The organism is Enterobacter cancerogenus, assembly GCF_019047785.1.
GTDB classification, from domain to species: Bacteria; Pseudomonadota; Gammaproteobacteria; order Enterobacterales; family Enterobacteriaceae; genus Enterobacter; species Enterobacter cancerogenus.
The window spans coordinates 1,523,974-1,536,102 of record NZ_CP077290.1; the positions used below are offsets into that span (position 1 = coordinate 1,523,974).

Here is a 12,129-nt window from a genome sequence, read left to right on the forward strand (position 1 = left end):
GTTCGAAAGTGCGCGCCATATAGCAGAATCCAGCAGTGTAAATGGTCACTTAACAAACACTTTTTAATGATTTAAGTCAAAAAATAACACATAGACACAACCTAGAATCAGCCACACAAAAGTCAATACAAAGACTATGCAAACCTTAACTAACCCCTATGCAAACTGTTATTACTCACACATCGAAGTCATCGATAACTTTACGTGTGAAATGACGCCTAATGATGATAGTCAGGAAGTGAAAAATGAAAACCACCGTTAAGATGCTGGCCTCTGGCATGGCGATGTGCTTTGTGGCGCCGGCGGCATTCGCCATCAGTACTGAGCAAGCCGCGACCAATTTGCTGGGCGCTGCACAATTCTCCCATCTCGCAAGAAAATCGTATAGCACGGCGCTGCAGAACGAGAGAGTCACCGGCCAGGCCATGTATGCCGCATTTTCTCAATACGGCGTTTATTCCCCTGAAGCCACAGCAGCCGTTCAGGCACACAGCGATGCCATTGATCGGATCAAGGCTACTCGCCGTGAGGACAAATTCGGCAGAACACAGCTGGACGCCGCGCGTCTGGCATTAAAAACAGCAACCCCTGACGCCGTTCCGACATCCCACGCTGTGCCGCAGGCTATTCCTCAGGCAACGCCGCAGGCGATCCCGCAGCCGATCAAAGCCCCCGTGCTAAAAGTTCAGGCCGTGCCGCAGGCTATTCCTCAGGCAACGCCGCAGGCGATCCCGCAGCCGATCAAAGCCCCCGTGCTGAAAGTCCAGGCCGTGCCGCAGATTGCACCTCAGGCCATTCCGCAGGCGATCCCGCAGCCGATCAAAGCCCCCGTGCTGAAAGTCCAGGCCGTGCCGCAGATTGCACCTCAGGCCATTCCGCAGGCCATTCCGCAGGCGATCCCGCAGCCGATCAAAGCCCCCGTGCTGAAAGTCCAGGCCGTGCCGCAGATTGCACCTCAGGCCATTCCGCAGGCTATCCCGCAGCCGATCAAAGCCCCTACCCTGAAAGTTCAGGCCGTGCCGCAGGCTATTCCTCAGGCCATTCCGCAGGCTATCCCGCAGCCGATGAAAGCCCCTGTGCTGCTCGTCCAGGCTGTACCGCAGAAACAGCCTCAGGCTATTCCACAGGCGATCCCGCAACCGAAGAATGCCCCGGTGCTGACAGTCGAGTCCGTGTCGCAGAAAATCCCTCAGCCCGTGCTGCCTGCTCAAAAGACGCCACCGCTTCCTCAAACGGGAACGTCTACCTCTACAACGCTGATCGCTAAAACCCCGGTATTGACTACAACGGCAGGCCTGCCAAAAGGCACCCTGATCAATCCGCAAACGCCTCGCACCAGTAGCGTCACTTACATTGATAACACGACGAAAACGACAACCACCACAGAACCTTCAGCGAAGGCAAACGGTTCTGCCGGTACCGTCACCGAGATCAATCAGGTGAACAATTACTATGTTGCCCAGAGCAATAACCGTCAGGTTGCGGATAACTCGCAGCGTATCGAGAGCAACAGCCAGCGCATCGAGAGCAACAGCAAGGCTATCGATCGCAACGCGAGAGAGATTGATGACACCCGGGACGAACTGAAACGTGGCCTAAATAACGCCGCGGCGATGTCCAGCCTCCACTATCACTCAGATAACGCATGGGCGCTCTCAACCGGCACCGCTAACGGTGACGGTGCGGCGCTGGCTGCAGGGATCCAGAAAGGGATTACCCGCCACGTTGCGGTAAACATGCAGGCATCAAGCTCCTTCGACAGCGGCTGGATGGCAGGCGCGGGTATTTCTGGCGATTTCTAATCTCATTTTATCCAGCAGGCCGTCTAAAAGCGGCCTGTTAACGTTTTCTTATTAATTAACGTCTCACCATAAAAGGAACGCTGCCCGCGGTTCTGGTCTTAATCACCCGTAGCCAGGTGGGTTGCGCTAAGCACACTACGACCTCCCTTGCCTCACCCTTGCACATTCGGGCCGCCACTCAGGCGGCTTTTTTGTATTCTGAAAACAGACTCACTTAAGCAAGTATTAAGTGTTGTAACATGCAGATGCGAAAAGAACGCATTCAATCCTTTATTAGTCAGTAAAATGTCAATCAAATTTGACATGTTGACATTAAAAAGTAACGTATATCTTCCATTTGTGATCGCTAAAGGGTTCCAGCATGCGCTGCTAATAGCCTATGCCATTGCGGGGTGTTAAACTTTTTAGCATACAAATTGACACTCTTATAACTATAGGAAGTATGCGGCATGACACATATCTTTTATGAGTTCTCTTCCCTGAAGCCAGGCGTTCCTGATGTTGAAACATTAATGGAAGTCATCAATTCTTCAGAACTCACGAGTTTTGTCATCGGTGCAGAGGTCGTCGATTTTGTTAAGAAGGCGCTGATCGTGAACACCACGATTGGCAGCTTTAAAAATTGCTATTTTGCCTTCGACGATGGCGCGCACTTTATCGAATTTGACAGCAAGGGAAAATCCAAACGCTTTAGCGAAATACCGGACTGGTTCGTCTCTCCGGCTGAGTTTTCCCGCACGCAGTGGCTGATTAACCATAATCTCGCGAAGGTAAAAGCCACCCAGTTTATTGATGTTTTGCTGTCCTACCCGCTTAAAGAGCGTCGTGCGCACTGTAATCTGCTGTTTGGCCTTGATCTTGAGAAAGTGAATGCGAACCCGGCGTCGGTAAAATCGCCGCGAAAACCGGGCAATAAAAACGGCAAAACCACCAAGCCGCGCGTGACCGATCTCAATTCATTCGAACTTTTTAGCCAGTTTTTTGAACGCATGAAGCGCGCGGTCTATGCCAATGAATTTCCGACCCTGCAGGTGCTGACCGACAGCGAAAATCTCACCAAAGCTCCGCAGAACTTAAAGCGTGGGATCAGAACGTGGTTTAAAGCCATAACAGGCGACCTCCCGCCAAACAACAAGCGTGTTGAAGCGGGGAACGCGGTCCTGTTCTGCGCCCCTATCCGCGAGCAGATCCAGCAAATCGAAGCCCTGGGGCTGGAAAATTACTATCAGGGGCTTTCAAAAGCCATTGCCGACGAGGGCGACGGTTTCATCGCCGATTTTACCTATACCCATTCCGCACACTGACCTCACGCGCCCTGCCATCCGGCGGGGCATTTTCCTGTTTCAAGTCTGAAAACCCCCTCTTTAAAGAGGCGAATTTATATCCGATAGCCGATATACTTACCGATACTACACACGCGTTTTTTTTCTATTTTCGGCATGCAAAACAGGAGGTTTTAATGCTCATTGTTATTCCAGTCCTTATCTTCGTTGCGCTGGTCATCGTCGGCGCTGGCGTCAAAATTGTCCCGCAGGGCTATCAGTGGACGGTCGAGCGCTTTGGCCGCTACACCAATACGCTGACGCCAGGCTTGAGCCTTATTGTGCCTTTCATGGACAGAATTGGTCGTAAGATCAACATGATGGAACAGGTGCTGGATATTCCGTCCCAGGAGGTCATCTCCAAGGACAACGCCAACGTGACCATCGATGCGGTCTGCTTTATTCAGGTGATCGATGCGCCAAAAGCGGCGTACGAAGTCAGCAACCTGGAACTGGCTATCGTCAACCTGACGATGACCAACATCCGTACCGTGCTGGGCTCGATGGAGCTGGATGAGATGCTCTCCCAGCGTGACAGCATCAACACCCGCCTTCTGCACATTGTCGATGAAGCGACCAATCCGTGGGGGATCAAAGTCACCCGTATTGAGATCCGCGACGTTCGCCCTCCGGCAGAACTGATTTCCTCCATGAACGCCCAGATGAAAGCGGAACGTACCAAGCGCGCCTATATCCTGGAAGCTGAAGGCGTACGTCAGGCAGAAATCCTAAAAGCGGAAGGGGAAAAGCAGTCGCAGATCCTGAAAGCCGAGGGCGAGCGTCAGTCGGCATTTTTGCAGGCCGAGGCGCGTGAGCGTTCGGCAGAAGCAGAAGCCCGTGCGACGCAAATGGTATCCGAGGCGATTGCCGCCGGGGATATTCAGGCGGTGAACTACTTCGTTGCGCAGAAATACACGGACGCGCTGAAAGAGATTGGCTCGGCGAACAACAGCAAGGTGGTGATGATGCCGCTGGATGCCACCAGCCTGATGGGCTCTATCGCCGGTATCACCGAACTGATCAAAGACAGCGGAAACGAGCGTAAAAGATGATTGAGCTTATCGTCGCCCATCCTCATGCCTTCTGGCTTAGCCTCGGGGGCTTATTGCTCGCCGCCGAGATGCTGGGGGGCAACGGTTATCTGCTCTGGAGCGGCGTCGCTGCCGTGATCACCGGGCTTGTCGTCTGGCTGCTGCCGGTCGGTTGGGAAGGACAAGGCGTCTTGTTCGCGGTTCTGACTCTCGTTGCCGCGTGGCTGTGGTGGCGCTGGCTTAACAAGCGGGTGAGCGAGCAAAAACCCGCGGATGCCCACCTTAACCAGCGCGGGCAGCAGATCGTCGGCAGGCGTTTTACGCTCGATACCACCCTGGTGAATGGCCGCGGCCACATGCGCGTGGGTGACAGCTCGTGGCCGGTCGTGGCCGATGCAGACCTCGCTGCCGGAACGCAGGTAGAGGTCATAGCAGTAGAAGGGATAACGCTGCGGGTCAGGGCGTATCAGGGATAACGTTTTTTTAGGCAGGGATATGTTAATACGTAAAACAGGGATGTTACTGACGCTGTTATTCAGTACCCATGCATTCGCATCTGTGGAGATGGATTATTGCCCCTGGGGGACAGAAAATTGTGTCCTGACAAGTCCCCCTTTCCTCTCGATGGCTAATGATACGCGCGATAATTTACTCCGCCTCACCGCGGACAGAGCGCATATAGCCATAACCACGCAGACAGAACCGACCGACATTTCACGTAGTCGCGACTACTATTTCGCTTTTCACCTTGACGACTGGTATTCCCATCCTTACACAAAGGATGCCGAACCCGCCTTAAACCCTGTACTTGATGAGCAGTTAAAAGCGCTGAATCTTACCAATGACATGCTCAGCGCTGCTGAATTCAGGGATGATGACTCATCCGATCGGTTTGCATCAAATAACATCGATGCTTTCTCGCCATTTTTTGCCGCCATCCTCGCGGACGACGCGCTGACGTCAGAACAACGTACCGTGCTGGCAGAAGCCAGACTGCTGGCGACGGGCAATGACTACAATCAAAAGCGCATTTCCGAACTCCCGCTGCCTGAGAATTCCGTTTCTGCTCAGTATCGAGATTATCTGTTGGGTGCAAACAGTTTTTATACAGGCACTTATCTCACTGCAACAGAGTTTTTCACAAAGCTAAAGGACGCAAAACACCCCTGGCTGGCAGAAACCGCCACCTACATGCTGATGCGCACTGCTCTCAATCAGAGCAGTGCGCATGCCAATGGGCATTATGGGGAGTTTGATGTGAACAATATTGCCGGAGATGCAGCACTTGAGGCACTTAGCTGGGCTGATGTGTACCTTAAACAATGGCCTGACGGGAAATATGCAGCCTCGACCCGCGGGCTTTTACGTCGCATAAACTGGTATCTGAAGGACTGGGATTCGCTCGCTAAACTGTATGAAACGGAAATGCAGCAGGCGAAAACGGCAGAGCAGCTCGTTGCGCTTGTGGCAGAAAATGACGCCAAACTGCAAAGTAAAGATCTCACCCAGCAGCAGGCGCTATTTATTAGCGCCCCGGGAGCGCCTGTCATTACCTTTACCCAGATATTACGCCTGTTGCGTGAACAAGCTCGGGGTGACGATGCGGTCCCTGTAGATGATGCATTGCTTGAGAAGATCAAACCAGACTTTGAGGCCAGTCAAAACTTGCCGCTCTGGAATTATCTCGTTCTCAGCCAGCACTATTTTCAACAAAATTATCAGTCCATTGTTGACGCAATCGTACCGGCGACAGCACCGTCAGAAACGTTATTAAGCTTTAGTGAGCAAGTGTTGTATGGCAAAGCGTTGATGATGCTCAATCAATGGCCAACAGCACGCAAGCACTGGCTAAATTTATTGGCGTTGAACCCGGGCTTTGAGCAGCAGCAGTATCTGCAGGCTAACCTGGCGGCAACGGAAGTGTATGATAATCACACAGATCGCATCTTTATGCCGGACAGCCACGTTACGAACCTTCGCTATCGCTCCCTGGTGCTCAAAACCGTCGCCTCACCACAACTTTTGCGTCAGCAGGCCAAACAAGGTCCCAATAAAGAAGAGCAGACCATTGCCTTACACACTCTGCTGTTAAAAGATTTAATCAACGGCAAGTATAAAGAATGGCTTGATGACATCGCGTTACAAAGCCATATTCTCCAGCCGGTTATCGCAAAGAATTTTTCTGATGTGAATCCCGCGGTATTTGACTGGGATGGCACGGATGCGGAAGAAAATTATTTCTGCCCTGCGCTGAAAGAGACGGTCATTACGTTAAGTAAAAAGCCTCAGGATGCACACGCGCTTAATTGTCTGGGAGAATTTTTCCGCACAACGCGCGTACAAATAGATCTAAGGTCAGAATTATACGGCAACGATGTCCTTGATGACGCTGTTTATGAAGCCGATCCCCCGGGGACAGAGGGGCGTCAGAGCTATTACCAACAGATTATCACCGATCCAAAAGCTGAACATGAAGACAAAAGCTTCGCGCTTTATCGCGCAATCATGTGCTATAGCCCCTCCGGCTATAACGATTGTGGCGGAGAGGACGTAGATATACTCCAGCGTAAAGGGTGGTTTAACCAGCTCAAAACCCAGTATCCCGGAAGCCCATGGGCGCAACAGCTAAAATACTACTGGTAATTGTCGCGCTGTTATTAACATCCGGCGCTGGCGCCGGTGTTAATGCCGCTCACTATCAGGCGTTCTGGCTCTGGTCCGGGGTCACGCCGACGCCTGAAATGAAAAATGCCCATACGGTGTATCTTCACCAGGGAGAGATCAATGCAGGTGGAAACAGGGTGACCTTTCAAAAGATGGGTTTACCGGTCAGTAAACTTCATTTTCCTGCACTTTGGTTAACCGTCCGCTTTACCACGCTTGATGTGCCAACACCTGTTCTGCAACGGCTGGCGCGACTACTGGAAAACTGGCGTAATGCCGGAAATCAGGTGACAGGGCTACAGGTTGATTTTGATGCGGCAACACAACGATTAGACCAGTATGCTGCCTTCCTGCACCGTCTGAGAGCGGAAATACCGCGAGATTATGCGTTAGGCGTAACGGGCTTACTGGACTGGGCTAAAACGGGCGAGGTGGATGTAATCAATGCGCTGCCTGTCGATGAGCTCGTTGTGCAAACCTATCAGGGGCGTAAAACCGTTACGCAGTATGCCGACTACCTCCCCGCGCTGAATAAGATACGCATCCCGTTCAAAATTGGCGTGGTCCAGCACGGCGAGTGGGATGAGCAACGTGCCCCGCTTCACTCCAGGTGGTATCGCGGCACGGTGGTATTCATGTTAACGCCCCGTCAGACGGGAATTTTGCGATGACAGCAGCCGGAAAGATTGTCGATAATCGGACAGTCGGCGCTGTCATCTCCCGGGCAGGCATTCGCCAGCTGCAGCAGCTGCTCACGCATCGTCTGCAGCTCAACAATATGCCGTTCGATCTCCGCCACTTTTTCCAGCGTGCGTTTTTTGACGTCGGCGCTGTGGCGTTTCGGATCGTTAAACAGGTTCACCAGCTCGCCGCACTCTTCAAGGTTAAATCCTACCTGCCTTGCCTGTCGCAGTAGCGTCAGCTCATCGAGGTGCCGCTGGGTGTAGCTGCGATAGCCATTCTCGCTGCGCAGCGGCGGCGTCACCAGCCCTTTCTCTTCGTAGAAGCGGATCGCTTTGCTGGTTAATCCGGTTTTTTTCGCCACATCACTGATATTCACATTTCCCCCTTGACCTTCCCCTTGATGGAAGGTTTAACCTTTATAACAGCTAACGAAAAGCGTTACTCCGGTCAACAACTGACCAAAACATTATACGGGAGTTTTGTTATGTCTCACACTATTGACCTGACGCTGGATGGCCTCTCCTGCGGCCACTGCGTCAAACGCGTTAAAGAAAGCCTGGAGCAGCGCCCTGATGTGGAAAGTGCTGACGTGACCATCGACCATGCAGCCGTGATTGGCAGCGCCAGCGCCGACGCGCTCATCGACACCATTAAACAGGCCGGTTACGGGGCGGAGCTGAGCCACCCAAAGGCTAAACCGCTGACAGAGTCATCAACCCCGTCGGAAGCACTGACAGCGGTCTCTCCTGAGCTTCCGGTAGCGGATGACGTTGATGACAGCCAGCAGTTGCTGATCAACGGCATGAGCTGCGCCAGCTGCGTCTCCCGGGTACAAAATGCCTTACAGGCCGTACCGGGCGTTGCACAGGCACGGGTAAACCTTGCGGAGCGGACTGCGCTGGTTATGGGCAGTGCCTCCGCCGCAGAATTAGTGCAGGCGGTTGAAAAAGCGGGCTACGGCGCAGAGGCGATCGAAGACGATGCCGAACGCCGCGAACGCCAGCAGGAAACCGCCATCGCAACCATGAAGCGCTTCCGCTGGCAGGCGATTGTCGCCCTGCTGGTTGGTGTTCCGGTGATGGTGTGGGGCATGCTCGGCGACAACATGATGGTCACCGAGGATAACCGTACGCTGTGGCTGGTGATTGGTCTGGTCACGCTGGCGGTGATGGTTTTTGCGGGCGGTCACTTCTATTCCAGCGCCTGGAAAAGCCTGAAAAACCGCACGGCAACAATGGATACGCTGGTCGCGCTCGGCACCGGTGCGGCGTGGCTCTACTCGATGAGCGTTAACCTCTGGCCCCAGTGGTTCCCGATGGAGGCCCGGCACCTTTACTACGAAGCGAGCGCGATGATCATCGGCCTGATCAACTTAGGCCATATGCTCGAAGCCCGCGCGCGTCAGCGCTCCTCGAAAGCGCTGGAGCGACTCCTTGATTTAACCCCGCCGACGGCACGCGTGGTAACCGACGACGGCGAACGGAGCGTACCGCTGGCGGAGGTGCAGCCCGGCATGACGCTGCGCCTGACCACGGGCGATCGCGTTCCCGTCGACGGTGAGATCGTACAGGGAGAAGCCTGGCTGGATGAAGCCATGCTGACCGGCGAACCCATCCCGCAGCAAAAATCACTGGGCGATGTCGTGCACGCCGGGACGGTTGTCCAGGACGGTAGCGTATTGTTCAGCGCCCGTGCGGTCGGCAACCACACTACGCTGTCGCGCATTATTCGGCTGGTACGGCAGGCGCAGAGCAGCAAGCCTGAAATAGGGCAGCTTGCCGATAAAATCTCCGCCATTTTTGTCCCGGTGGTGGTCTGTATCGCCCTGCTGAGCGGGGCCATCTGGTACCTCTTTGGCCCGGCTCCGCAGATTGTTTACACCCTGACCATCGCCACCACGGTGCTTATCATCGCCTGCCCTTGCGCGCTGGGCCTGGCAACGCCGATGTCGATTATCTCCGGCGTGGGCCGCGCCGCCGAATTTGGCGTGCTGGTGCGTGACGCTGATGCGCTACAGCGCGCCAGCACGCTCGACACCCTGGTGTTCGATAAGACCGGGACGCTGACCGAGGGCAAACCGCAGGTGGTGGCGGTCCATACCCCTGGACTCGCCCAGGAAGACGCGCTGCGCCTGGCCGCTGCGCTGGAGCAAGGCTCCAGCCACCCGCTGGCCCGCGCCATTCTGGATAAGGCGGAAAGCGCCGCGCTGCCTGACGTCAGTCAATTCCGTACCCTGCGCGGGCTGGGCGTGAGCGGTGAAGCCGAAGGGCGCGCGCTGCTGCTGGGCAATCAGGCCCTGCTGAATGAAAACGGCGTGGATACCTCCGCGCTTGAGAGTGAACTGAACGCGCAGGCGTCTCAGGGGGCCACTCCGGTACTGCTGGCGGTGGATGGCAAAGCGGCGGCGCTGTTTGCCGTTCGCGATCCGCTGCGTCCGGACAGCGTAGAAGCACTCCAGCGCCTTCATCGCGCGGGCTATCGCCTGGTGATGCTGACCGGCGATAACCCCACAACCGCCAGTGCAATCGCCAAAGAGGCGGGTATTGATGAGGTGATTGCGGGCGTGCTACCGGACGGCAAAGCCGATGCTATCAAGGCGCTGCAAGCGCAGGGGCGTCAGGTGGCGATGGTCGGCGACGGCATTAACGACGCCCCGGCGCTGGCGCAGGCGGAAGTGGGCATTGCAATGGGCGGCGGGAGCGATGTCGCCATTGAGACGGCGGCGATTACGCTGATGCGTCACAGCCTGACCGGCGTTGCGGACGCGCTGGCGATATCAAAAGCCACGTTGCGCAACATGAAGCAGAACCTGCTAGGGGCGTTTATCTACAACGCGTTCGGCATTCCGATTGCCGCCGGGATTTTGTGGCCGCTGACCGGCACGCTGCTGAACCCGGTCGTGGCGGGGGCCGCCATGGCGCTCTCTTCCATCACCGTGGTGAGCAACGCCAACCGGCTGCTGCGTTTTACACCGAAGGATTGAACCTTGTACTCGTACGCGCTAGCATGAACCTTTCCGTTCATGGAGCGCGTATGAGTCTGATTCATCGTATAAAAGCATCGTTTCGCGCCCTGTTTCCCCGCCGTTATGCCTGGCCCGGTATGGATATTGCCCTCCCGGGCGGCCAACAGTTGCACCTGGTTGGCAGTATTCATATGGGCACGCAGGATATGTCTCCCCTGCCCTCCGGCCTGCTTAAACTGCTGAAAAATGCCGACGCGCTGGTCGTTGAGGCGGATATCTCAGGTCAGGAGTCGCCGTTTGCCGGGCTGGAAAGCGATACCCCTCTGGCTGCGCGACTGAATGCGACGCAGCTGGCGGAACTGGAGCGTATCGCAAATGAAACCGGCGTGTCGCTGACGATGCTGGATACGCTGCCGCTGTGGCAAATTGCCATGGTGCTTCAGGCTACCCAGGCGCAGCGTCTCGGTTTGCGCGGGGATTACGGCATCGATTATCAGCTGTTGAACGCGGCCCGCGCGCGCCGTCTCGCCATTATCGAGCTGGAAGGTACGGACAGCCAGATCGCCCTGCTTCGCCAGCTTCCCGATGATGGCCTGATGCTGCTGGATGATACGCTGACCCACTGGCACACTAACGCCCGTCTGCTGCAAACGATGATAGGCTGGTGGCTTAATGCCCCGCCTGCGGACAGCACGCTGGCGCTGCCTTCGACCTTTAGCGAGTCGTTGTACGATGTGCTGATGAACGCGCGTAACCAGGCATGGCGCGAAAGGCTGCATGCGCTGCCCGCCGGGCGATACGTCGTCGCGGTCGGCGCGCTGCATTTATACGGTGAGGGAAACTTGCCGTCGCTGCTGAAATAAAAAAAATGGCCAATATCTCTATTGGCCCGTCAAAGAGGAATTTCATCGTTTTTATTATGCCGAAGGAGACCTTCGGTTGAGCCGATTGTCGCTCAAAGTGACCATCACTGCCAACACTATTGCGCAAGATGGTGCTATTTTTTAGACAACCGTCAGGCGTATGCTGCCAGCATGAAATGTCTGATGTGAGAAGGATAGCTATGACTCCCGCCGTTAAATTACTCGAAAAAAACAAGATTACTTTCCGGATCCATACTTACGATCACGATCCGAACGAAACCAATTTTGGTGATGAAGTGGTGCGTAAACTGGGGCTGAACGCGGACCAGGTTTACAAAACGCTGCTGGTCGCGATGAATGGTGACATGAAGCACCTCGCCGTGGCGGTGACGCCGGTGGCCGGTCAACTGGATCTCAAAAAGGTCGCCAAAGCGCTGGGGGCCAAAAAGGTCGATATGGCGGACCCGATGGTTGCGCAACGCACCACCGGCTATCTGGTCGGCGGGATCAGCCCGCTCGGGCAGAAAAAACGCCTGCCCACGCTGATCGATGCCCCTTCGCAGGAATTTGACACCATCTACATTTCAGGCGGCAAGCGCGGGCTGGATATTGAACTGGCGGCGAGCGATCTGGCAAAAATGCTCGACGCGAAGTTTGCGGATATTGCGCGCAGGGAGTAAAAAAAAGCCGGGTGGCGGCTACGAGGTAAAAGCAAAACGGTAACAGGTGTTACCGTTTTTTGTGTTCGCGCCCTCTCTCGGTGGGAGAGGGTTGGGGTGAGGGCATCAGGCCGCACAA

The 12,129-nt window shown here is 55.1% G+C and carries 10 protein-coding genes; 9 read left to right on the forward strand and 1 reads right to left on the reverse strand.

Annotated features, from left to right (window positions below):
* The first annotated feature begins 245 nt into the window (after nt 1–245).
* The 6 genes from I6L58_RS07230 to I6L58_RS07255 all read left to right on the forward strand — a co-directional run bounded on the left by I6L58_RS07230 (nt 246) and on the right by I6L58_RS07255 (nt 7,490).
* A complete protein-coding gene (locus I6L58_RS07230) occupies nt 246–1,802 on the forward strand; it encodes a hypothetical protein (RefSeq protein WP_088207814.1) in 1,557 nt (518 codons plus the stop codon).
* 449 nt (nt 1,803–2,251) lie between these two features.
* A complete protein-coding gene (locus tag I6L58_RS07235) occupies nt 2,252–3,106 on the forward strand; it encodes a hypothetical protein (RefSeq protein ID WP_088207815.1) in 855 nt (284 codons plus the stop codon).
* A 155-nt stretch (nt 3,107–3,261) separates the two neighbouring features.
* Nucleotides 3,262–4,176 carry an SPFH domain-containing protein gene (locus tag I6L58_RS07240; RefSeq protein ID WP_006176963.1) on the forward strand — a complete coding sequence of 305 codons (915 nt, stop codon included), beginning with the start codon at nt 3,262–3,264 and terminating at the stop codon, nt 4,174–4,176.
* Nucleotides 4,173–4,631 carry an NfeD family protein gene (locus I6L58_RS07245; protein WP_088207816.1) on the forward strand — a complete coding sequence of 153 codons (459 nt, stop codon included), beginning with the start codon at nt 4,173–4,175 and terminating at the stop codon, nt 4,629–4,631. The genes I6L58_RS07240 and I6L58_RS07245 overlap by 4 nt, the downstream gene beginning before the upstream one ends.
* Nucleotides 4,632–4,650: 19 nt before the next feature.
* A complete protein-coding gene (locus tag I6L58_RS07250; RefSeq protein ID WP_088207817.1) occupies nt 4,651–6,798 on the forward strand; it encodes a hypothetical protein in 2,148 nt (715 codons plus the stop codon).
* Nucleotides 6,768–7,490 (forward strand): DUF3142 domain-containing protein, encoded by a 723-nt coding sequence (locus tag I6L58_RS07255; protein WP_088207818.1) that lies wholly within the window; start codon nt 6,768–6,770, stop codon nt 7,488–7,490. The genes I6L58_RS07250 and I6L58_RS07255 overlap by 31 nt, the downstream gene beginning before the upstream one ends.
* On the opposite strand, the gene cueR is transcribed toward I6L58_RS07255, so the two are convergent.
* Nucleotides 7,469–7,879, reverse strand: a complete 411-nt coding sequence (gene cueR / locus I6L58_RS07260; protein ID WP_088207819.1) for a Cu(I)-responsive transcriptional regulator — start codon at nt 7,877–7,879, stop codon at nt 7,469–7,471. The genes I6L58_RS07255 and cueR overlap by 22 nt on opposite strands.
* Before the next feature lie 108 nt (nt 7,880–7,987).
* On the opposite strand from cueR, the gene copA reads away from it, so the two are divergent.
* The 3 genes from copA to ybaK all read left to right on the forward strand — a co-directional run bounded on the left by copA (nt 7,988) and on the right by ybaK (nt 12,011).
* Nucleotides 7,988–10,486 carry a copper-exporting P-type ATPase CopA gene (copA, locus tag I6L58_RS07265; protein WP_088207820.1) on the forward strand — a complete coding sequence of 833 codons (2,499 nt, stop codon included), beginning with the start codon at nt 7,988–7,990 and terminating at the stop codon, nt 10,484–10,486.
* A gap of 50 nt (nt 10,487–10,536) precedes the next feature.
* Entirely contained in the window at nt 10,537–11,331 is a 795-nt protein-coding gene (locus tag I6L58_RS07270) for a TraB/GumN family protein (RefSeq protein ID WP_088207821.1), read from the forward strand.
* A gap of 200 nt (nt 11,332–11,531) precedes the next feature.
* On the forward strand, nt 11,532–12,011 hold the full coding sequence (gene ybaK / locus I6L58_RS07275) for a Cys-tRNA(Pro)/Cys-tRNA(Cys) deacylase YbaK (RefSeq protein ID WP_058609274.1): 480 nt from the start codon (nt 11,532–11,534) through the stop codon (nt 12,009–12,011).
* Nucleotides 12,012–12,129 lie beyond the last annotated feature (118 nt).